Source organism: Burkholderia sp. AU45274 (assembly GCF_030482505.1).
Taxonomy (GTDB): domain Bacteria; phylum Pseudomonadota; class Gammaproteobacteria; order Burkholderiales; family Burkholderiaceae; genus Burkholderia.
Window position 1 is genome coordinate 42,586 of sequence record NZ_JAUJQE010000015.1, and the last position, 21,696, is coordinate 64,281.

23 protein-coding genes are annotated in these 21,696 nt (G+C 67.8%); 11 read left to right on the forward strand and 12 right to left on the reverse strand.

Annotation, left to right across the window (positions count from 1 at the left end; genetic code table 11):
- Positions 1–295: 295 nt before the first annotated feature.
- From pssA to QZM35_RS33980, 5 genes are all read right to left on the reverse strand, one after another.
- A complete protein-coding gene (gene pssA / locus QZM35_RS33960) occupies positions 296–1,168 on the reverse strand; it encodes a CDP-diacylglycerol--serine O-phosphatidyltransferase (protein WP_069248477.1) in 873 nt (290 codons plus the stop codon).
- A gap of 15 nt (positions 1,169–1,183) precedes the next feature.
- The gene (locus QZM35_RS33965) at positions 1,184–1,828 is read right to left on the reverse strand and encodes a phosphatidylserine decarboxylase (protein WP_039370565.1); all 645 of its coding nucleotides are present in this window, start codon (positions 1,826–1,828) and stop codon (positions 1,184–1,186) included.
- Positions 1,829–1,955: 127 nt separating this feature from the next.
- Entirely contained in the window at positions 1,956–2,972 is a 1,017-nt protein-coding gene (gene ilvC / locus QZM35_RS33970; protein ID WP_039370562.1) for a ketol-acid reductoisomerase, read from the reverse strand.
- Between the two features lie 95 nt (positions 2,973–3,067).
- The gene (ilvN, locus tag QZM35_RS33975) at positions 3,068–3,559 is read right to left on the reverse strand and encodes an acetolactate synthase small subunit (protein ID WP_011352712.1); all 492 of its coding nucleotides are present in this window, start codon (positions 3,557–3,559) and stop codon (positions 3,068–3,070) included.
- A 112-nt stretch (positions 3,560–3,671) separates the two neighbouring features.
- A complete protein-coding gene (locus QZM35_RS33980; RefSeq protein WP_301777574.1) occupies positions 3,672–5,435 on the reverse strand; it encodes an acetolactate synthase 3 catalytic subunit in 1,764 nt (587 codons plus the stop codon).
- Positions 5,436–5,790: 355 nt separating this feature from the next.
- Here QZM35_RS33980 and QZM35_RS33985 point away from each other — a divergent pair, with 355 nt between their 5' ends.
- The 11 genes from QZM35_RS33985 to QZM35_RS34035 all read left to right on the forward strand — a co-directional run bounded on the left by QZM35_RS33985 (position 5,791) and on the right by QZM35_RS34035 (position 15,289).
- Positions 5,791–6,354 (forward strand): RNA polymerase sigma factor, encoded by a 564-nt coding sequence (locus QZM35_RS33985; RefSeq protein ID WP_089425985.1) that lies wholly within the window; start codon positions 5,791–5,793, stop codon positions 6,352–6,354.
- On the forward strand, positions 6,351–6,776 hold the full coding sequence (locus QZM35_RS33990; RefSeq protein ID WP_089425986.1) for a DUF3619 family protein: 426 nt from the start codon (positions 6,351–6,353) through the stop codon (positions 6,774–6,776). The genes QZM35_RS33985 and QZM35_RS33990 overlap by 4 nt, the downstream gene beginning before the upstream one ends.
- 26 nt (positions 6,777–6,802) lie before the next feature.
- Entirely contained in the window at positions 6,803–7,567 is a 765-nt protein-coding gene (locus tag QZM35_RS33995; RefSeq protein ID WP_174976188.1) for a DUF3106 domain-containing protein, read from the forward strand.
- A gap of 6 nt (positions 7,568–7,573) precedes the next feature.
- A complete protein-coding gene (locus QZM35_RS34000; protein WP_301777575.1) occupies positions 7,574–8,080 on the forward strand; it encodes an RDD family protein in 507 nt (168 codons plus the stop codon).
- Positions 8,081–8,305: 225 nt separating this feature from the next.
- Complete coding sequence (locus QZM35_RS34005) at positions 8,306–9,244, forward strand: UDP-2,3-diacylglucosamine diphosphatase (RefSeq protein ID WP_069248481.1); 939 nt, start codon at positions 8,306–8,308, stop codon at positions 9,242–9,244.
- A 29-nt stretch (positions 9,245–9,273) separates the two neighbouring features.
- Positions 9,274–10,308 (forward strand): glycosyltransferase family 1 protein, encoded by a 1,035-nt coding sequence (locus QZM35_RS34010; RefSeq protein ID WP_059531147.1) that lies wholly within the window; start codon positions 9,274–9,276, stop codon positions 10,306–10,308.
- A complete protein-coding gene (locus QZM35_RS34015; protein WP_039370536.1) occupies positions 10,305–10,841 on the forward strand; it encodes a diacylglycerol kinase in 537 nt (178 codons plus the stop codon). The genes QZM35_RS34010 and QZM35_RS34015 overlap by 4 nt, the downstream gene beginning before the upstream one ends.
- 205 nt (positions 10,842–11,046) lie before the next feature.
- Complete coding sequence (locus QZM35_RS34020) at positions 11,047–11,805, forward strand: TetR/AcrR family transcriptional regulator (protein ID WP_021161119.1); 759 nt, start codon at positions 11,047–11,049, stop codon at positions 11,803–11,805.
- Positions 11,802–12,383, forward strand: coding sequence for a TIGR00730 family Rossman fold protein (locus tag QZM35_RS34025; RefSeq protein WP_048020480.1), 582 nt, complete (start codon positions 11,802–11,804; stop codon positions 12,381–12,383). Before QZM35_RS34020 ends, QZM35_RS34025 begins: the two co-directional genes overlap by 4 nt.
- Positions 12,384–12,405: 22 nt before the next feature.
- Positions 12,406–13,167, forward strand: a complete 762-nt coding sequence (locus tag QZM35_RS34030) for an SDR family oxidoreductase (protein WP_301777576.1) — start codon at positions 12,406–12,408, stop codon at positions 13,165–13,167.
- Positions 13,168–13,396: 229 nt separating this feature from the next.
- Positions 13,397–15,289: a glycosyltransferase family 39 protein gene (locus QZM35_RS34035; RefSeq protein ID WP_301777577.1), complete on the forward strand. Its 1,893-nt coding sequence runs from the start codon at positions 13,397–13,399 to the stop codon at positions 15,287–15,289.
- A gap of 189 nt (positions 15,290–15,478) precedes the next feature.
- Here the strand turns inward: QZM35_RS34035 and QZM35_RS34040 are convergent, their stop codons facing one another.
- From QZM35_RS34040 to QZM35_RS34070, 7 genes are all read right to left on the reverse strand, one after another.
- Positions 15,479–16,096: a DUF924 family protein gene (locus QZM35_RS34040; protein WP_301777578.1), complete on the reverse strand. Its 618-nt coding sequence runs from the start codon at positions 16,094–16,096 to the stop codon at positions 15,479–15,481.
- A complete protein-coding gene (locus tag QZM35_RS34045; protein ID WP_089431501.1) occupies positions 16,093–16,824 on the reverse strand; it encodes an alanyl-tRNA editing protein in 732 nt (243 codons plus the stop codon). Before QZM35_RS34045 ends, QZM35_RS34040 begins: the two co-directional genes overlap by 4 nt.
- A gap of 105 nt (positions 16,825–16,929) precedes the next feature.
- The gene (locus QZM35_RS34050; RefSeq protein ID WP_069248490.1) at positions 16,930–17,340 is read right to left on the reverse strand and encodes a group II truncated hemoglobin; all 411 of its coding nucleotides are present in this window, start codon (positions 17,338–17,340) and stop codon (positions 16,930–16,932) included.
- 43 nt (positions 17,341–17,383) lie between these two features.
- Positions 17,384–19,888 (reverse strand): ABC transporter permease, encoded by a 2,505-nt coding sequence (locus QZM35_RS34055; RefSeq protein WP_367620803.1) that lies wholly within the window; start codon positions 19,886–19,888, stop codon positions 17,384–17,386.
- A gap of 107 nt (positions 19,889–19,995) precedes the next feature.
- On the reverse strand, positions 19,996–20,613 hold the full coding sequence (locus QZM35_RS34060) for a DUF4126 domain-containing protein (RefSeq protein ID WP_011352729.1): 618 nt from the start codon (positions 20,611–20,613) through the stop codon (positions 19,996–19,998).
- 210 nt (positions 20,614–20,823) lie between these two features.
- Entirely contained in the window at positions 20,824–21,144 is a 321-nt protein-coding gene (gene sugE / locus QZM35_RS34065; RefSeq protein WP_089425993.1) for a quaternary ammonium compound efflux SMR transporter SugE, read from the reverse strand.
- Positions 21,145–21,289: 145 nt separating this feature from the next.
- On the reverse strand, positions 21,290–21,574 hold the full coding sequence (locus QZM35_RS34070; RefSeq protein WP_089431503.1) for a DUF333 domain-containing protein: 285 nt from the start codon (positions 21,572–21,574) through the stop codon (positions 21,290–21,292).
- Positions 21,575–21,696 lie beyond the last annotated feature (122 nt).

A 21,696-nucleotide genomic window follows, 5' to 3' on the forward strand; every position in this document is an offset into this window, starting at 1 on the left:
GGAAGTCAAACGTAACGAGATCGCGCCACCGCTGGCGACGCTCGACAACAGACGAAGCTTGACGGGGGGCGAGAACGGTCAGCGCGGCAGGCGCGCCGAAGCTAGCGCGCGTAGCGGCGCACCGGCTAGAAGGAGGGAGAGGCGGGAAAATGCAGTCATGCCAAAGACTATAGCGGCATTCCGTTGGGTGCGCAATCGGACGGCACCCGGGGTTTCCGGCCGCACGGGCCGATCCAGGGACAAATGAAAACGGCGACCCAGGGGCCGCCGTTTCCGGGCAAAGCATGCGCGTGCGTCAGTGATCGCGCTGCGACGAGCGCGCCGGATTCGCGCGCCCGCGGATGGCCATGTAGCCCCAGAACACGTAGCCGGACAGCCCGTACAGCACGAACAGGCAGAACAGCATCAGCGGCGGATCGGACGACACGAGCACGAACGCGACGACGACCAGCAGGATCGCCGCGAACGGCACGCGGTGCCGTACGTCGAGCGCCTTGCCGCTGTAGAACGGCGCGTTCGACACCATCGTCACGCCCGCGTAGATCGTCAGCACGAACGCAACCCACGGCAGCCAGCCGAGCTTCATCGGCACGCGGTTGTCGGTGGCGAGCCACACGAAGCCCGCGATCAGCGCGGCGGCGGCCGGGCTCGGCAGCCCCTGGAAGAAGCGCTTGTCGACAACGCCGATGTTCGTATTGAAGCGCGCGAGGCGCAGCGCGGCGCCCGAGCAGTACACGAACGCGGCGAGCCAGCCCCAGCGGCCGAGATCCTTCAGCACCCACTCGTACATCACGAGCGCGGGCGCGACGCCGAACGACACCATGTCCGACAGGCTGTCGAACTGCTCGCCGAACGCGCTCTGCGTATGCGTCATGCGTGCCACGCGCCCATCCATTCCGTCGAGCACCATCGCGACGAAAATCGCGATCGCGGCGATCTCGAAACGCACGTTCATCGCCTGCACGACCGCGAAGAAGCCGCAGAACAGCGCGGCGGTCGTGAACGCGTTCGGCAGCAGGTAGATGCCGCGCGTCTTCAGGAACCGCTGGCGCGCGGCGCGGCGGCTCTCGATGGGCACCGGATCCTGCGCCATCACCTTGTTGCGCCGGAACGGGCGTGGCGTCTGGCCGGCGCCGTTGCGCGGCCGACGCGGTTTGAATGCGGCCATCGTGCGCTCCGCCGCTTACTGTTCGAGTTCGGCGAGGATCGTCGACGACGCGTAGACCTTCTCGCCGATCGACACCTTCGCGCGGCTGCCGAGCGGCAGGTACACGTCGACGCGCGAACCGAAGCGGATGAAACCGTAGCGCTGGCCGCGCGACAGCGGTTCGCCCGCGCGCACGTAGCAGAGGATCCGGCGTGCGACGAGGCCGGCGATCTGCACCGCGGTCACGGTCTTGCCGCTCGCCGTCTGGATCACGACCGCATTACGCTCGTTCTCGGTCGACGCCTTGTCGATCGCCGCGTTCAGGAACGCGCCCGGGAAGTATTCGACCTTGGAGATCGCGCCATCGACCGGCGAACGCTGCGAATGGACGTTGAAGACATTCATGAACACGCTGATCTTCAGCGCTTCGCGGTTCGCGTACGGGTCCTGCGTGGTCTCGACCGCGACGATGCGGCCGTCCGCCGGGCACAGCACCGCGTTCGGCTGCGCCGGGATCGGGCGCTGCGGGTCGCGGAAGAACTGGACGACGAAGACGAGCAGCAGCCAGAACGGCCACGCGAAGCCGAAGCCCCCGACAGCATGGATCAACAGCGCGATGACGGCTGCAATCGCGATGAACGGCCAGCCTTCGCGCGCGATGATCGGATGAGGATAGTTCATGGATTCGTTCTGTGTTCGGTGAATTGCAAAGCCCGTAGGATAGCAAAAGCCGCCCGGGGCACTGCTGCCTTCGGGCGGCTTTTTGGTACCGGCCCTCTATTCGAGGGGCCGGAACAGCACGCGGTGCTTAGTTCTTCGACTGGTCGACGAGCTTGTTCTTCGCGATCCACGGCATCATCGCGCGCAGCTTCGAGCCGACTTGCTCGATCTGGTGCTCGGCCGTCAGGCGGCGGCGCGACTGCAGCGTCGGCGCGCCTGCCTTGTTCTCGAGAATGAAGCTCTTCGCGTACTCGCCCGTCTGGATGTCGGTCAGGCACTGCTTCATCGCCTTCTTCGTCTCTTCCGTGACGATGCGCGGGCCCGTCACGTACTCGCCGTACTCGGCGTTGTTCGAGATCGAGTAGTTCATGTTCGCGATGCCGCCTTCGTAGATCAGGTCGACGATCAGCTTCAGCTCGTGCAGGCACTCGAAGTACGCCATTTCCGGCGCGTAGCCTGCTTCGACCAGCGTCTCGAAGCCGGCCTTGATCAGCTCGACCGTACCGCCGCACAGCACGGCCTGCTCGCCGAACAGGTCGGTTTCGGTCTCTTCACGGAAGTTGGTTTCGATGATGCCCGCACGGCCGCCGCCGTTCGCTGCCGCGTACGACAGCGCGATGTCGCGTGCCGCGCCCGACTTGTTCTGCGCAACCGCGATCAGGTGCGGCACGCCGCCACCTTGCGAGTACGTGCCGCGAACCGTGTGGCCCGGTGCCTTCGGCGCGATCATGATCACGTCGAGGTCGGCGCGCGGGATCACCGCGCCGTAGTGGACGTTGAAGCCGTGCGCGAATGCCAGCGCCGCGCCCTGCTTGATGTTCGCGTGGACTTCCTTCGCGTACACGTCGGCGATCTGCTCGTCCGGCAGCAGCATCATCACGACGTCGGCGCTCTTCACCGCTTCCGCGACTTCCTTGACCGACAGGCCTGCGTTTTCGGCCTTGCTCCACGACGCGCCGCCCTTGCGCAGGCCGACCGTCACGTTCACGCCGCTGTCCTTCAGGTTCAGCGCGTGTGCATGGCCTTGCGAGCCGTAGCCGATGATCGTGACTTGCTTGCCCTTGATGAGGGAGAGGTCAGCGTCTTTGTCGTAGAAAACGTTCATGATGGTTCCTTCGCTAATTCAAAAATTCAACAATTCGTTCGGATGGAGTACTGCGGGCCGGGACATGACGGCGCACCCGGCGTGCCTGTCTGGCATCACACCTTCAGGATGCGCTCGCCGCGTCCGATGCCGGAGCTGCCGGTGCGCACGGTCTCTAGGATCGCGCCCGCGTCCAGCCCCTGGATGAATGCGTCGAGCTTGTCGCTCGCGCCCGTCAATTCGATCGTGTAGGTCTTTTCGGTCACGTCGATGATGCGGCCGCGGAAAATGTCCGCCATCCGCTTCATTTCTTCGCGCTCCTTGCCCACTGCACGTACCTTGATCAGCATCAGCTCGCGTTCGATGTGTGCACCGTCGGTCAGGTCCACCACTTTCACCACCTCGATCAGGCGGTTCAGATGCTTCGTGATCTGTTCGATCACGTCGTCGGAGCCAATGGAAACGATGGTGAGCCGCGACAGCGATTGGTCTTCGGTCGGCGCCACCGTCAAGGTTTCGATGTTGTAGCCGCGTGCGGAAAACAGACCGACCACGCGCGACAGCGCGCCCGGTTCGTTCTCCAGCAGGACGGAAATGATGTGTCTCATGTTCGCTTCTTCCAGAATGTGTCCGTGTCGATTCACTCGCGCCGCGCGCTGCCGCGTGCCGCGCCGCCCTTCGTGAAGGCGGCCGCATCGGGCTCAGGCGCGCGTCGCGCCGTTACAGGTCTTCCGATCCGAGCAGCATCTCGGTGATGCCCTTGCCGGCCTGTACCATCGGCCAGACGTTTTCGGTCGGATCGGTCTGGAAGTCGAGAAACACGGTGCGGTCCTTCAGGCGCAGCGCTTCCTTCAGCGCCGGCTCCACATCCGAGGTCTTTTCGATCCGCATGCCGACATGGCCGTACGCTTCGGCGAGCTTCACGAAATCAGGCAGCGCATCCATGTACGAATGCGAATAGCGCTTGCTGTATTCGATCTGCTGCCACTGGCGAACCATGCCGAGATAGCGGTTGTTCAGCGAAATGATCTTCACGGGCGTTTCGTACTGCAGGCAGGTCGACAGTTCCTGGATGCACATCTGGATCGAGCCTTCGCCCGTGATGCACAGCACGTCGTCGTCCGGGTGCGCCATCTTGACGCCCATCGCTGCCGGCAGGCCGAAGCCCATCGTGCCGAGGCCGCCGGAGTTGATCCAGCGACGCGGCTTGTTGAAACGGTAGAACTGCGCCGCCCACATCTGGTGCTGGCCGACGTCCGAGCACACGAACGCATTGCCGTCCGTCAGCTCCCACGCCTTCTCGACCACGTACTGCGGCTTGATGATCTCGCTTTCGCGGTCGTACTTCAGGCAGTCCTTCGAGCGCCAGCCCTCGATGTCCTTCCACCATTGCGCGAGCGCCTCGGTGTCGGGGCCATGCTCGGCCGTCTGCAACTGCTCGATCAGTTCCTTCAGCACTTCCTTCACGTCGCCGACGATCGGGATGTCGACCTTCACACGCTTCGAGATCGACGACGGGTCGATGTCGATGTGGATGATCTTGCGCGGACGCGACGCGAAGTGCGCCGGGTCGCCGATCACGCGGTCGTCGAAGCGGGCACCGATCGCGATCAGCACGTCGCAGTGCTGCATCGCCATGTTCGCTTCGTAGGTGCCGTGCATGCCGAGCATGCCGAGGAATTTCTTGTCTGACGCGCGATAGCCGCCGAGGCCCATCAGCGTGTTCGTGACCGGGTAGCCGAGCAGGTCCGCGAACTGGTTCAGTTCACGCGACGCGTCGGCGAGGATGATGCCGCCACCCGTGTAGATGTACGGGCGCTTGGCCGTCAGCAGCAGTGACACGGCCTTACGGATCTGGCCCGAATGGCCCTTCGTGACCGGATTGTACGAACGCAGCGACACGCTCTTGACGGGCTCGTATTCGCACGGCGTCTTCGAGATGTCCTTCGGGATGTCGATCAGCACCGGGCCCGGACGGCCGGTGCGGGCGATATAGAACGCCTTCTTGACGGTTTCCGCGAGGTCGCGCACGTCCTTCACGAGGAAGTTGTGCTTCACGCACGGACGCGTGATGCCGACGGTGTCGCACTCCTGGAAGGCATCCTGGCCGATCGCGGCCGTGGGCACCTGGCCGCTGATCACGACCATCGGGATCGAATCCATGTACGCCGTGGCGATGCCGGTCACCGCGTTGGTGACACCGGGGCCCGACGTCACGAGACAGACGCCGACATTGCCGGTGGAACGCGCATACGCATCCGCTGCGTGCACGGCCGCCTGTTCGTGGCGCACCAGCACGTGCTGAATCTTGTCCTGCTTGTAAAGCTCGTCGTAGATGTAGAGTACCGAGCCGCCGGGGTAGCCCCAGATGAATTCGACGTTTTCATCGGCCAGTGCCTTCATGAGCACCGTACCGCCGATGGAGTCGCTATCGGGAGGGGAAAGGGGTTCCGACGTGGAGAATTCCGCGCTGGGCATGTTCATTTTGACCTTTCGAATTTTCGGCAAAAAATTGATCGGGTGCTCTCTGCCGGGCTTGTGGCTCGGGTTCAAGCGGCGCGTCCAGTTTGAAGGGCAGGCTTCTTGGGCCAGCCTCAAATGAGACCATCACTTCATGTTGCGAATCATTGACGATAGCGGGTCGCGATGGGGTCGTCAAGCAAAATATCCCGCAGCGCATCATGAGTGCCGCCCGGCACCCCGCCGCCGCGGCTCGCGCGCAACGTGCGGCGCCCAACCCGGTGCCAAGCGGCGCGAAAATTTGATAGCATCCGCGGGTTTTACGAAATTTTTCGACCTTTTACACCACGCAGCGGCCCGCAGCGCATACCTTCACGGAATGGCATCAGACAAGGAACTCGCCGACTTTCTGGCGGGCGTCGAAAGGCGCGCGTTCAAGCAGGCTGCGTACGCCGTGCGTGACGACGATGCGTCGCTCGACATCGTGCAGGACGCGATGATCAAGCTTGCGGAGAAGTACGGCGACCGGCCGGCGGCCGAGTTGCCGCTGCTTTTTCAGCGGATCCTGCAGAACGCGATCCACGACTGGTTCCGCCGGCAGAAAGTCCGCAACACGTGGGTCACGCTCTTTTCGTCGCTGAACAGCAGCGACGACGACGACTTCGACCCGCTCGAAACACTCGAATCCGCGGACGACAACGCGGGCGTCGAAAGCAGCGAGCACCGCCTCGAACGAGAGCAGGTTCTGGCCCTGATCGACGAAGAAATCCAGAAGCTTCCGGCGCGTCAACGGGAAGCGTTCCTGATGCGTTATTGGGAAGATATGGATGTCGCCGAGACTGCCGCCGCAATGGGGTGCTCCGAGGGCAGCGTGAAGACGCACTGCTCACGGGCCACCCACACGCTGGCGCACGCGCTCAAGGCCAAAGGAATCACGCTATGAGCTCCGCTCCCGCAAATCGAGAACACGAATTCGCGTTGAAGGTGCGCCGCGCGCTGGACGAGTGCGCGGCCGACCTGCCTGCCGCGACCACCGACCGTCTGGCCGTCGCCCGCCGGGCTGCGCTCGCGCGCAAGAAGCCCGAAGCCGCGACCGTGCCGGTGTTCGTGCCGGCCTTCGCCGGCGCGGCCGGTGCGTACGGCACGGCGCCCGCGAGCCGCCCGCCGGCGTCGTTCGCGCGCCGCCTGCTGCGCGCGTGGCCGCTGGCCCTGCTGCTCGCGGGGCTCGTCGGCATCGCCTACTGGGAAGACATGCAGCGCACCGCCGAACTCGCCGATATCGACGCGGCGATGCTCAGCGACGACCTGCCGCTCAACGCGTATCTCGACCACGGGTTCAACGCGTATCTGTCGCGCGCTCACTAACAGACAATAACGAGGGGATCGCACGGGTGAGTCAGAAGCGCGGCCTGGCCGTATTTTTCGGATGCGTAATCGCGATCGCCGTTTCCTACGTCGCCACTTACCCACGATTCCACCCGGCCCCCGCGACGACCACCGCCGCGGTCAGCAGCCCTGCCGCGCCCGCATCGGCCGCGACCGGGCTGAGCACCGAACTCCCCCCGCTGCCCCTGCCCCTGCCGCTGCCGGCCGCTACCGGCCCGTTGTCGTGGGCGCGCCTCACGCCGGCGCAGCACGCGGCGCTCGCGCCGTTCGCCGACCAGTGGGACGGCTTCAGCGATGCCCGCAAGCGCAAATGGCTGAAGATCGCGTCGCGTTTCGCGAAGTTGACGCCCGATGACCAAAAGCGCCTGCAGGACCGGATGACCGAATGGGCCAGGATGACGCCCGAGCAGCGCCGCGTCGCGCGCGAGAACTACCAGAGTGCGAAGGAGCTTTCCGCACAGGCGCGCGAGCGGGCGTGGAAGGCATACCAGCAACTCCCGGAGGAGCAGAAGGAACGGCTCGCGGCCGCCGAGCGCCGCCGCCGGCCGAGCGTCGTCAGTGCGCCGCCGACCGTCGCCGACCGGGACGTGCGCCGCCTCGTCAATTCGCACGAACACCCGGCCAGCGGCCCGGCCACCGCACCGGCGCCCGTCTCGGCCGCCGTCGCGCCGCCGGTGCCCGCATCGTCGACGGCCGGCACCGCATCCGCGCCGGCTGCCGTGGCGCCGGTGTCGCCCGCCGACGCGCCCTCGCTGTTCAAGGGCTCCTGAGTGCCCGTGGCGAACGCCCACGCACCTGAAACTCCGGCCCCCGCGCCGTCCGTGCGGCGGCGCCTCGCCGCGCTGCTCTACGAAGGCGTGCTGCTGTTCGGCGTCGTGTTCTTCGCCGGGCTCGCGTTCAGCCTCGCGACGCAGCAACGCAACGGCCTCGTCCATCACAACCTGCTCGCCGCCTGGATCGCGCTCGTGGTCGGCGCGTACTTCGTCTGGTTCTGGACCCACGGCGGGCAGACGCTGCCGATGAAGACCTGGCGGCTGCGGCTCGAATCGTCGAGCGGCCGGCCGCTGAGCGCAGGCCACGCGCTCGTCCGCTATGCGCTCGGCTGGCTGTGGTTCCTGCCGCCGCTCGCGCTGCATCCGCTCCTCGGCCTGTCGGTACCCGTCACGCTCGCGCTCACCGCCGCATGGATCGCCGCCTGGGCCGGCGCCGCGCGGCTGCATGCCGAGCGGCAGTTTCCGCACGACCGGATCGCCCGCACGCGCGTCGTCGCGATACCGCGCTGACACGCGGCATTCGCCTGACGAAAACACCTCGCCGAGGCGACTTCCGCCCGTCCCGGCAGCGCTGCCCGACAATGACCGTCCGTTCTGTACGGCACATTACGCAACGCCCCGTCATTCACTGCTAAACACCCTGCAGCGGTCGTAATAAGAACGTCTCGTGACTGTCATGGCACAGTCACGCCCGCATGGCGGAATGCCGGTAATGTCAACCGGCGCGAGTCATGCATGGGCCAGAAAACGTCCGCGACCTCCCTGTTCCGTCACCCCATCGGCGCCCGCGCCGCCACAGCGTTCCTGTCCGGTTCTGCCGCAACCGACGGGCTGGTCTCGCAAGACCCGCCTGCGGGGCACGCCACGCAGCATGACGACCCCGACTCGTCGGCCCACCGCTACCGCACCATCTGGCTGTCCGACATCCACCTCGGCTCGAGCGGCTGCCAGGCGCCGTACCTGCTCGACTTCCTGCGTCACAACGATTCGGAGTACCTGTACCTCGTCGGCGACATCATCGACGGCTGGCAGCTGAAGAAGGGCTGGTACTGGCCGCAGGCGCACAACGACGTCGTGCAGAAGATCCTGCGCAAGGCACGCAAGGGGACGCAGGTCGTCTACATCCCCGGCAACCACGACGAAGGCGCGCGGCAGTTCTGCGATCTCGCGTTCGGCGACATCCAGGTGCGCGGCGAGGCGTTCCACACGACGCTCGCAGGCAAACGTTTGTGGATCGTGCACGGCGACCTGTTCGACGGCGTGATCCAGCACGCGAAATGGCTCGCGTACCTCGGCGACACGCTCTACACGCTGATCCTCGTGCTGAACCGCTGGTTCAACCGGATCCGCAGCCGGCTCGGCTTCCAGTACTGGTCGCTGTCGCAGTACCTGAAGCACCAGGTCAAGAACGCCGTCAACTTCATCTCCCAGTTCGAGACCGTGATGACCGACGAGGCGCGCCGCCGCGGCTGCGACGGCGTCGTGTGCGGCCACATCCACAAGGCGGAGATCCGCGACATCGACGGCGTGCTGTACTGCAACGACGGCGACTGGGTCGAAAGCCTGTCCGCACTCGTCGAGACGATGGAAGGCGAACTGAAGATCGTCTACTGGACGGTGATGCGCACCGCACCGACGGAGACCACGTCGCGCAAGGCCAAGGCCACTGCCTGACACCCCCCTACTTACAGGACAAAGCCGCGATGAAGATCATGATCGTCACCGACGCGTGGGAACCGCAGGTCAACGGCGTCGTGCGCACGCTGAAGAGCACGTCGCGCGAACTCACCGCGCTCGGCCACCGCGTCGAACTGCTGACGCCGCTGGAATTCCGTACGGTGCCCTGCCCGACCTACCCGGAGATCCGCCTGTCGATCCTGCCGTACCGCAAGCTGCGCGCGCGGATCGATGCGTTCGCACCCGACGCGCTGCACATCGCGACCGAAGGCCCGCTCGGCCTCGCCGCGCGACGCTACGCGCGTTCGCGCAAGCTGCCGTACACGACCGCGTACCACACGCGCTTTCCGGAATACGTGCAGGCGCGCTTCGGCATCCCGCTCGCCGCGACCTACCGCTTCCTGCACTGGTTCCACGGCCCGTCGCTCGCGGTGATGGCGCCGACGCCGGTCGTCAAGCAGGACCTCGAGAAATTCGGCTTCACGAACGTCGTGCTGTGGACGCGCGGCGTCGATCTCGACGTGTTCCGGCCGATGGAATCGAAGGTGCTCAATACCGCGCGGCCGATCTTCCTGTACGTGGGCCGCGTCGCGATCGAGAAGAACGTCGAGGCATTCCTGCGCCTCGACCTGCCCGGCTCGAAGTGGGTCGCGGGCGAAGGCCCCGCGCTCGCGGAGCTGAAGTCGCGCTATCCGGAAGCAAACTATCTCGGCGTGCTGTCACAGGCCGAGCTCGCCAAGGTGTATGCTGCGGCCGACGTGTTCGTGTTCCCGAGTCGCACCGACACGTTCGGCCTCGTGCTGCTCGAGGCGCTCGCCTGCGGCACGCCGGTAGCCGCGTATCCCGTGACGGGCCCGATCGACGTGCTCGGCGAAGGCGACGCCGGCGCAATGCACGAAGACCTGCAGGAAGCCTGCCTCGAGGCGCTGAAGATCGAACGCACCACTGCGCGCGCGTGGGCCGAACGCTTCTCGTGGCGCGCGGCATCCGAGCAGTTCGCGTCGCATCTGAAGCCGCTGCCGAAGACCGCGTACTCGCCAGCAGAAGGTGCCGCCGTTTGAAACGAGACCTGAACGACAAAATCCCGCCCCCCGACGCAACGCCGCAACGGCACCGCCCGTTCGACGAGGAAGAGCCGCACGCCGACGCGGACGTGCACGCGCACGAGCCGCTCGGCCCCGACGATCGGCTCGCGCCGCTGCCGCCGAACCCGTACAAGCGCCATCGCGGCATCACGCGCGCCTGGTACGCCCTCAAGCATTCGCTGAACGGCTTTCGCGTGGCGATCCGCGAGGAGAGCGCGTTTCGCCAGGAACTCACGCTCGCCGCGCTGATGCTCCCGATCGGCGCGTTCGCACCGGTGCCGGCGGCATCGCGTGCGCTGCTGATCGCGTCGGTGCTGCTCGTGCTGATCGTCGAGCTGCTGAACTCGAGCGTCGAGGCCGCGATCGACCGCATCTCGCTCGAGCGTCATGAACTCTCGAAGCGCGCGAAGGACCTCGGCAGCGCAGCCGTGACCGTCGCGCTGTTCGCGTGCGTGACGACGTGGGGCTTCGTGCTCGGCCCCGTCGTCGCACGCTGGCTCGGCTTCTAGACGGCTGCCCCGCGGGTATCTGGCGCACCGCCCGCGTGCGGCGCTGCACCATGCGCCGCGCGGGGCGGCGATCACGAAATGCCCCGATGTGGCGAAACCCCGGTTTATAATCGTCCGCTAGACATAGAACAGCAACCCGCGCCGGACGAATCACGCAGCATCGATTGCAGCGCCCGCCAGTCCGGCACACACAGGGCCGGACGACATGGAAGCGAAACCTCCCCGCCGCACCCGCGAACGGATTCTCGAGTTGTCGTTGAAACTCTTCAACGAGATCGGCGAGCCGAACGTCACGACCACGACGATCGCCGAGGAAATGGAAATCAGTCCAGGCAACCTGTACTACCATTTCCGCAACAAGGACGACATCATCAACAGCATCTTCGCGCAGTTCGAGCAGCAGATCGAACGGCGGCTGCGCTTTCCCGAAGATCATCGTCCGACGATCGACGAAACCTGGTCGTACCTGCAGTACATGGCCGATTTCATGTGGACCTACCGGTTCCTGTATCGCGACCTCAACGACCTGCTCGCCCGCAACCGCACGCTCGAGACGCACTTCAAGCAGATCATCAGCCACAAGGTGCGCTTCGCGCGCGACATGTGCGAGCTGCTCGTGTCCGACGCCGAGATGGTCGCGACGCCCGCGGAGATCGAAGTCATCGCCACCAACATGGCCGTCATTTCGACGTACTGGCTGTCGTATCAGTACGTGATGCATCCGCGCAAATACAACGACCAGGACGCGATCCGCGAGGAACTGCACCAGGTCAGCATGCACGTGATCTCCGTGATGGCACCGTACCTGCGCGGCCGTTCGCGCCAGCTGTTCGACGACCTGGTCTCGGGCAAGCTGCCGAAGCGCCAGTTCACCGACTACCTGCCGCCGCGCGACGGCTCGCCGCGCCCCGCCGACAGCCCCGTCGTCACCGGGCAGGCACCCGCCAAGGACTCCAAGCAATGAAGGCTGTTTGTGTTTACTGCGGCTCGTCGTCCGGCGTGCGGCCGGTCTATGCCGATGCCGCGCGCGCATTCGGTCGCGCGCTCGTCGATGCGGGCCTCACGCTCGTCTACGGTGGCGGCCGGGTCGGCCTGATGGGCGTGATCGCCGACGAAGTGATGGCGGCCGGCGGCCGTGCGGTCGGCGTGATCCCCGAACTGCTCGTCGACAAGGAAGTCGGCCATACGGGGCTGTCGGAACTGCACGTCGTGCCCGACATGCACCACCGCAAGAAGATGATGGCCGATCTCTCCGACGCGTTCGTCGCGATGCCCGGCGGCGCCGGCACGCTCGAAGAGCTCTTCGAAGTCTACACGTGGGCGCAGCTCGGCTATCACCGCAAGCCCGTCGCGGTCTACAACATCGATTCGTTCTACGATCCGCTGATCGCGCTGTTGCGTCATACGGTCGACGAGGGCTTCATGCGTCCGGCCTATTTCGACGCACTGTGCGTCGAGTCGGAACCCGTCGAGCTGATCGAGCGACTGCGTCGCTACCAGCCGCCCGCCCGCGACAAGTGGGCGCCCGACGCGGCCAAGTAACCGTCACCGGAACCCGCACGCGATGACCGCACCGTCCGACCGCAAGGCCGTCCTCATCACCGGCGCGAGCCGTGGCATCGGCCGCGCGACCGCCGTGCTCGCGGCCGAGCGCGGCTGGGACGTCGGCATCAACTACGCGCGCGACGCGGCGGCGGCCGAACTCACCGCGCAGGCCATCCGCGATGCGGGCGGCCGCGCGTGCGTCGTCGCGGGCGACGTCGCGAACGAAGCCGATGTCGTCGCGATGTTCGACACCGTCACGGCCGCATTCGGCCGCCTCGACGCGCTCGTCAACAACGCGGGCATCGTCGCGCCGTCGATGCCGCTCGCCGACATGCCGGCCGACCGGCTGCGGCGGATGTTCGACACCAACGTGCTCGGCGCGTATCTGTGCGCGCGCGAGGCCGCGCGCCGGCTCTCCACCGACCGCGGCGGCCGCGGCGGCGCGATCGTCAACGTATCGTCGATCGCCTCCCGGCTCGGCTCGCCGAACGAATACGTCGACTATGCGGGGTCGAAAGGCGCGGTCGACTCGCTGACGATCGGTCTCGCGAAGGAACTCGGCCCGCACGGCGTGCGCGTCAACGCGGTCCGACCCGGCCTGATCGAGACCGACATTCACGCGAGTGGCGGCCAGCCGGGCCGTGCGGCCCGCCTCGGCGCCACGACGCCGCTCGGCCGCGCGGGCGAAGCGCAGGAGATCGCCGAAGCAATCGTCTGGCTGCTCGGCGACGCGGCGTCCTACACGACGGGCGCCCTGCTCGACGTCGGCGGCGGCCGGTAATTCCGCACTGCCGCACATCAAAAACCGCCGTCCAAAGCAATCCGTCGTCACGACACCACAAATCTCCACAATTTCGTGACACGAACGGTAATCCACCGTAACAATTCCGTGGTCTACTAGCGGACATTCAGACAGGTGTCATAAACATCCGTCCGTTGGCCTTTGATATGGCCCCAATCGGTCCTGCCCACGTCGCCGGACCGGCTCGACTCGACCCGAGATTCCTTCCATGCCTGGAACCGCAGCGCCCAGCCGGCGACGCACGTCTGTGCCCGCTCCGGCCCCGCACACCCACTCGACCGCCGACGCCGATCTCACCGCAACGCTCGACGCCGCCGGCACGCCCGTCGCCGCGTCGACCGCCGCCACCAGCACGACGCGCGAACGCTCGCGCCTGCTCGGCTGGCGCGCGTGGCTGCTCGTCGCCGCGCTGATCTGCGCGTATACGCTGCCGGGCGTGCTCGGCCACGATCCGTGGAAGCAGGACGAAACCTACACGTTCGGCATCATCCAGCACATGCTCGAGACCGGCGACTTCGTCGTGCCGACCAATGCCGGCCTGCCGTTCATGGAAAAGCCGCCGCTTTACGCGTGGGTCGCGACCAGCCTCGCCTGGCTGCTGCAGCGCGTCATGCCGCTGCACGACGCGGCCCGGCTCGCGAGCGCGCTGTTCGCCGCGCTGGCATTCGGCTTCATCGCGCGCGCGGCGCGCGTCGCCAGCCGCGCGGACGCCTGGCTCGACCTGCGCGTGATCGGTCCCGTCGTGCTGAGCGCCGGCACGCTCGTCGTCATCAAGCACGTGCACGACATGATGACCGACGTCGCGCTGTTCGCCGGCACGGCAATCGCGTTCTGCGGGCTGCTCGAACTCGTGATGCAGCACGTCACGCGCGCGCAGCAGATGCGGCACGGGCTGCCGGTCCGGCCGTCGGGCCGCTGGGCCGCGCCGATCTTCGGCGCGGGCGTCGGCATCGCGCTGATGACGAAGGGGCTGTTCGTGCCGCTCGTGTTTGCCGCCACGCTCGTCGGCGCGATGGTGCTCTATCCGGCCTGCCGCACCCGCGCGTTCGCGCGCTCGCTCGGCATCGCCGCACTCGTGTTCGCGCCGTTCGCGCTCGTCTGGCCGACCGCACTGTTCCTGCGCTCCGAGACGCTGTTCATGACGTGGTTCTGGGATAACAACGTCGGCCGCTTCTTCGGTTTCTCCGTCCCCCAACTGGGCGCGGAAAACGACAAGCCGTTCTTCATCCTGCGTGCGTTCCTGCTCGTCGGCTTCCCGGTCGCGCCGCTCGCGATCGTCGCGCTCGCGCGGGGCGCATGGCGCGACTGGCGCACGCCGCGCATCGCGCTGCCGGTGATGTTCACGGTCGTCGGGCTCGCCGTGCTGCAAGTGTCCGCGACGTCGCGCCAGCTCTACATCCTGCCGTTCTTCGCCCCGCTCGCACTGGTCGCCGCACAGGCCATCGACCGCCTGCCGCGCCAGCTGCATCTCGCGTGGGACTACCTGAGCCGCATCCTGTTCGGCACGGCCGCCGCGCTCGCCTGGGCCATCTGGGCGGTGATGGCCGATCCGGCCGCGTCGCGCAAGGATCTGACGCTGCTCGGCCGCTGGCTGCCGCTCGACTGGACGATGCCGATCGAACCCGCGCTCGTGATCGGTGCGCTCGCGCTGACGGTCGGCTGGCTGACGCTGCTGCCGAAGCTGCGTACGACCGGCGTCTGGCGCGGCGCGCTGTCGTGGGGCGCCGGCGCACTCGTTGCGTGGGGGCTCATTTACACGCTGCTGCTGCCGTGGCTCGATGTCGCGAAGAGCTACCGCTCGGTGTTCGACGACCTGAACGCGCACCTCGCGCTCGAATGGAACGACGGCGACTGCATGGCGAGCCTGCACGGGCTCGGCGAATCGGAAGCGCCGATGCTGTACTACTTCTCCGGCATCCAGCACACGCCGATCGCCGACGCGAAGACGACGCGCTGCACCTGGATGATCGTGCAGGGCGTGCGGGCCGTCGATCCGGCGCCCGGCGACGAATGGAAACTGTTCTGGACGGGCGCCCGCCCGGGCGACAACGAGGAACTGCTGCGCGTGTACGTGCGCACGCCTGAACAGCACGTCGAGTAATGCGGGGAGGCACGGCAGACGCGCCGCCGTGCTTGCCGTCGTAGCGGGCGTGGCATGGTGAGCACCACCGCCCGAGCAGCGAACAGCCATCGGGAAATGCGCGCCGCCGACCGGCGTGCCCTGCCGCCACCGTGCCCGCGTGACCCCGTGGGCCTCCCCTCTTCCCGCGTCACACCGCCGCCCGAATCCTCAGAACGACGAACCAGGCTCGCGAAGAAACGCCGTCTCCTCGTCGCTCGATGCCCGACCGAGAATCGCGTTCCGGTGCGGAAAGCGGCCGAAGCGCTCGACGACGGCCGCATGCAGCAACGCGAAGCGATGATAGCTCTCGCACCCTGCTTCGTCGCGAATGCCCGCGCACAGGCGCACGGCTTCGCGCTGGCTCTCGACCGACTCGTCATGCTCGAACGGCAGATACGCAAACGCGCGGTGATGGCCGCTCGGCAACTGCGCGTCCCAGCCGGCCGCGACGACGCGGCGCGCGAGCGCGAGCGCCTTCGGATCGGCGGCAAACGCGCGCGGCGTGCCGCGATGGATGTTGCGCGAGAACTGGTCGAGCACGACGATCAACGCCAGTGCCCCCGACGGCGAGCCCGCCCAGTGATCGCAAGCGCCGTCGCACGCGGCGTCGAGCAACGCGCCGTAGCGCGTGCGCAGCACGTCGTCGAATGCCGCTCCGCCGTTGAACCAGACCTTGCGGTTCTGCCCGAACTCGGCCGAGCCCGGCTCGCCGAACCAGAAATCGAGAATTTCCCGCGCTTGCGGATCGAGCGCCGCCGCGCCCGCGTGGGGGGTGTCAATCGTCATGCAAACTCCAGTACGAGGCGCCGGGTGCGCGCGCTCTTCTTTTCCAGTTTCGCGACCCGCAGCTCGCCGATTTCGGACGTATTGCGCACATGCGTGCCGCCGCACGGCTGCAGGTCGACCTGCTCGATGCGCAGCAGCCGCACACGGCCGAGGCCCATCGGCGGCTTCACGCTCATCGTGCGCACGAGGTCCGGCCGCGCGGCCATCTCGTCGTCGGTGATCCATTCGGTCGTGACCGGATGCGCGCCGCCCACCAGGCCGGCGAGGCGCCGCTCGACGTCATCGCGGTCGATCGCGTCGGACGTCGCGAAATCCAGCCGCACGTAGTCGGCCGTCACGCTGCAACCATCGACTGCGTACGGCAGCACCGCGCACATCAGGTGCGCCGCGGTATGCAGCCGCATGTGGCGATAGCGGCGCAGCCAGTCGATCTCCGCGATCACGCGCGTGCCGGGCTCGAGCGCCGCGACGCTTACCTCCTGCCCCGGTGCGGGCACGTGCACGGCGTCGTCGGGCGTCGCGCCGTCGAACTTGGCCTTGCGCGTATCGGCAATCGCGATCGTGCTGCCGTCGGGCAGCGTCAGCGTGCCGGTGTCGCCGGCCTGGCCACCGCCGAGCGGATAGAACACGGTGCGGTCGAGCCGGATGCCGTCGTCGCCGACGGCCAGCACGACCGCGTCGCATTGCGTGAGGTACGCGTCTTCGCGAAACAGCGCTTGTGTCGTCATCGGGCGAGCCTCGTATCGATTGGGGGAAGCGGCCAGTGTCGCGCCGCGCGGCGCGCGCGCCCAGACGCAGATCGTCCCGCGCGCGGGCGGCGGCGTACCGGTCGATCAACCGGGCCGGTTGCGCATCCAGTCGGCCGTGTCGTAGAACGAATGCATGAGCCGCTCGCGCAGCGGCTCGGGCAGCCCGATGTCCTCCATCGCCCACGCCATGCAGCGCAGCCACTGGTCGCGCTCGACCGACGCGATCGGGAACGGCAGGTGCCGCGCGCGCAGCCGCGGATGGCCGAACCGGCTGATGTAGTGGTCGGGGCCGCCGAGCCACCCGCACAGGAACCAGAAAAACTTGTCGCGCGAACCGTCGAGCGAATCCGGGTGCAGCGCGCGAATCTGCGCGAACTCGGGCTCGAGATCCATCAGGTCGTAAAAGCGGTCCACCATTTCGCGCACGCGGGCTTCACCGCCCACGAGCTCGAACGCCGTCGGCTGCGACGGCGCATCGTCATTCACATCGGTCATACGGATAGTCGGAAAACAGGATCTTCGGGGCCGCCGGCGACGCTCATGCGTCGCGCAGCGACTGCAGCGCGGGGCGCCGCAGCACATTATGCAGGCTCAGCCAGCCGGCCGCACCGGCGCACGCGACGCCGGCCGCGATGCCGGCCGGCACGAGCCACGGATCGACGGCGAGCTGGAAATCGAACACGCGCGACGCGAGCACCCAGCCGACCGCGATCGCGCCCGCCGACGCCAGTGCACCGGCCAGCGCGCCGACCACGACGAACTCCGCGCGCTGCACCGCGTTGACCTGCGCGCGCGACGCGCCGAGCGCGCGCAGCAGCGCGGCCTCGCGCACCCGCTCGTCGCGCGTGCCGGCGAGCGCCGTGTACAGCACGAGCACGCCGGCCGCGAGCGTGAACATGAACAGGAACTGCACCGCGCCGACCACCTGCAGCATCATCCGCTGCAACTGCGCGAGGATCGGCGCGACGTCGATTGCGGTCAGGTTCGGATAGCGCGCGATCAGCGGATCGAGCAGCGCGGCATTCGATGCCGGCAAATGGAAGCTCGTCAGGTACACGGCCGGGAAATCCTTCAGCACCGGCGGCGGCATCAGCACGAAGAAATTGACACGGAACGAACCCCAGTCGAGCTTGCGCACGCTCGTGATCGGCGCGTCGACCGTCAGCCCCGTCACGTCGAAGCGCAGCACGTCGCCCGGCTTCACGTTCAGCGTCTTCGCGAGGCCCGCCTCGATCGAGATCTGCGGCGTCGCCGCGGTGCCGAACCAGTCGCCTTCGACGATCCGGTTGTCGGACGGCAACCGGGTCGTATAGGACAGGTTGAACTCGCGGTCGACGAGCCGGCGCGCCTCCTCGGACGGGTAGGCCTCCGGATTCACCGGCTTGCCGTTGATCGCGACGAGGCGGCCGCGCACCATCGGCTCGGGCACCGCGTCGCGCACGCCGTGCGCGGCCAGATAGGCCGCGACGTCGGCGCGCTGGTCGGGCTGGATGTCGATCAGGAACTGGTTCGGCGCATCGGGCGGCGTCGACTGCTGCCAGCCCGCGACGAGGTCGTTGCGCGTGATCGCGATCAGCAGCAGGCACATCAGGCCGAGCGCGAGCGCGGTGATCTGCAGCGCGCTCGCCGTGCCGCGCCGGTGCAGCGACGCCAGCGCGTAACGCCAGCCGACGCCCGCGGCCACGCGCGCGTTGCGCACCGCACGCGCGGCGGCGAACAGCACGAGCCGCGCGATCAGCGCGAAACCGACCAGCGCGCCGGCGAAACCGCCCGCGACGATCAGCCCGAGTTTCAGGTTGCCGGCGGCCGCGATCAGCAGCCCCGCGAACAGCACGACGCCGACCGCATACGCGACCCACGCCGTGCGCGACGCGTCGCCCCACTCGCGCCGCAGCACGCGTACCGGCGGCACGCGCGTGAGCGGCACGAGCGGCGGCAGCGCGAAACCGAGCAGCAACACGAGCGCGGCGCCCATGCCGATCAGCGCCGGCCACAGCGTGGGGGGCGGCAGCACCACGTCGATCAGGCTGCCGAGCGCGGCCAGCAATGCCCAGTGGCCGCCATAGCCGAGCACCGCGCCTGCAGCGCCGGACACGATCCCGATGCCAGCGAATTCGAGTGCGAACAGCGCGCCGAGCGTGCGGCGGCTCACGCCGAGGCAGCGCATCGTCGCGCAGCCGTCGAGATGGCGCCGCATGTAGCGCTGCGCGGCCATCGCGATCGCGACCGCCGCGAGCAGCGCGGTGAGCAGCGCGACAAGCGTCAGGAAGTGGCGTGCGCGATCCAGCGTCTGCCGCACCTGCGGCTGGCCTTCCTGCAACGACTCGAGACCGACGCCGCGCAGCTTCCCGCCGTCGACACGTGCGTGCGCATACGCCTCGAAGCGTGCGACGGCCTGCTGGTCACCGGCAACCAGCAGCCGGTACGTGACACGGCTGCCATAGCCCGTGAGCCCCGTCGCGGCCAGCTCGTCCGCGCGCATCATCAGCCGCGGCGAGAAATTGACGAAGGAAAACCCGCGATCGAGCTCGCGGGAGATCGACGCGGCGACCTTGAACGTGCGCAGCCCGACGCGCACCGTATCGCCGGCCTTCAGGTGCAGCGCATCGAGCAGCGCCGGATCGGCCCAAACGGTGCCGGGCGCGGGAATCGCGGCCGCCTTCTGCGCGGTGGCCGCGCCGGCCGGCAGGATCTCGACCGCGCCGCGTAACGGATAGCCGGGCGACACGGCCTTCACGGCCGCGAGGCGCGACGGCGCCGCGTCGGTCGCCTGCCCGCCCGTGGCGGACGCGATCATGCTCGGGAAGATGGCGGTCGTCGCAGTACGCAGGCCGAGCGCGCGGGCCTGCTGATCGAACGACGGATCGACGGGACGATCGGCCCGCACGACGAAATCGGCGCCGAGCATCTGGCGCGCGTCGCGCTCGAGCCCCTGGCGCAGGCGGTCGGCGAGGAAGCCGACGCTCGTCAGCGCCGCGACCGCGAGCACCAGTGCAAGGACGAGCAGCGTCAACTCGCCCGCGCGCCAGTCGCGCGCGGTCATGCGGGCGGCCTGGCGGATCAGGTCGCGCAGGCCGAAGCGGCCGGCATGCGCGTTCACCTCATGGCCGGGGTGCCCGGCCGGCGGCTGCGCCGCGGGTTGCCGCCCCTTCAATCGCGCTTCCCCCCGATCGAGTTGAGCCGCGACACCATGTGGTTCGCCATGCCGCGAAAGCCGCCCGAGACACCGCGCCACAGGCGCGGGAGCGCCCACGCGGACGCCGCGATGAAGGCGGCAAGCAGCACGAGGAACGCGAGCGGAACGAAGAACGCGAGCACGAGCCCGCCGACCACGAGGCCGTCCTCGGTCGACGACGCGATCCAGTTCGAAATCGGTTCGGGCGACAGGTTGATCATCGCGCGCGTGCCGGCCTTCGCCACGTGCGCGGCACCGGCGAGCGAGCCGCCGGCGAGCCCTGCGACCGCGAGCACGGTCGGATCGGCATGGCCGAGCGCGCCGGCTGCGAGCACGGCGCCGGCCGGAATGCGGATGAAGGTGTGCACGGCATCCCACAGCGAGTCGAACGCGGGGATCTTGTCGGCAAGGAATTCGGTGACGGTGAGCACGGCCGCGGCGCCGATGACCCACGGCGACATCAGGACGGCCAGCGTGTCGGGCAGGTGGAGCCAGCCGAACCGCGCCAGCACGCCGGCGATCAGCACGGTCAGGTACAGGCGCAGGCCGCTCGCCCACGCGAGCCCCGCGCCGAGCGAAATGGCTTCGATCATGGCCCTCTCCTTGCACTTTCCGTGCGATTTGCCGATTGATCGGATCGGGTCGGACAGACCGGCCGCGCGGCGCGTGGCGACCGGCACCGCGTGCCGCGAGAAGCACGACGGTATTCAGGCCCGAATGCGTTCCATTATAGACAGGCTAGATGGGCGGCCGGCGCAAATCCGCAGTGCGGCACCGGGCGCGCACGCGCCCGGGTGCCGTCGTCACGCAGCCGACGACAGCTTCAGGCCGATCAGCCCCGCGACGATCAGCACGGCGCTCGCGACGCGCGCGACGGTCAGCGCCTCGCCCATCATCACGATGCCGAACACGAACGCACCGACCGCGCCGATGCCCGTCCACACCGCGTACGCGGTGCCGAGCGGCAGCTGGCGCATCGCGACCGCGAGCAGCCCGAAGCTGGCCAGCGCCGTCACGATCGTAAACACCGACGGACCGAGCTTCGTGAAGCCGTCCGACGATTTCATGCCGGCCGCCCAGGCCACTTCCAGCAAACCGGCAATGAACAACAATACCCACGCCATCTCGACGTACTCCGTATCGGATGGGGCCGTCCCCGTTGAAACGAATGACCCGGGGTCGTCCCCAGGCGGCGCCGAGTATAACAAGATGCTTACGGACGCGGCGCGCGGCCGGCGGCCGATCGGGGGCACGATCGGCCAGGCCCGGTCAGTTCGACACGCGCTTCGGCGTGACGCCGGCGACGCAGCGGTCGTCGCGGTACAGCGCCCACTCCTCGCACACGCGGCCATCCTTGAACACGCACATGCCGACCTGCCCGCTCGACAGGTTGCGGGTCGTGTGGCGGCCGCCGAGCTTGGCGCAATTGACCGACGCGGGATTGGCCATCGCCTGCTGCTGCGACGACGGTTGCTGCCCGGGCGGCAGCGGTTGGGCGAACGCGCCAGACGCGGCAAGCGCCAGCGCACAGATGACGACCAGACGGACGGACATTGCACGCTCCTCGTTTTCGCTCGCGGAACGGTCAGGATAACGGGGAATGAGCGCCGGGTGTGCAACGCGCGCGCCGGCCGCGAGACTGTCGCGCCGGCGCAACCCTGCCGGCATGCGACGTC